A 264-nucleotide genomic window follows, 5' to 3' on the forward strand; every position below is an offset into this window, starting at 1 on the left:
GCTCTATATATAATGCTCGTGTCTGGATACCTCTTTCTAATAAATTTTTGATAATTGGAGCCCAAACGTTGTGTCGAAAACTTGTTATATCAATTAAGTATTTAGAATCATTTAATACATTTGCAAGTTCTCTATCATTCCTTAAGGATAATTCTTTGGGTGCGCCACCTTTTACACTAAATATTACTTGATCATGGCTTTTCGGAGTAATAATAATTGCCTGCTCTTTATGAGAGCCCTTAATTTCGTTCCATGCATCAAGGT

1 protein-coding gene is annotated in these 264 nt (G+C 33.7%); it reads right to left on the minus strand.

The window, feature by feature from the left end:
• A partial coding sequence (locus AAEY62_RS22935) for a hypothetical protein (protein ID WP_350636736.1) occupies window positions 1-264 on the minus strand: 264 nt, incomplete at both ends.

Source organism: Pseudoalteromonas sp. GW168-MNA-CIBAN-0100 (assembly GCF_040309225.1).
Classification (GTDB): domain Bacteria; phylum Pseudomonadota; class Gammaproteobacteria; order Enterobacterales; family Alteromonadaceae; genus Pseudoalteromonas; species Pseudoalteromonas arctica.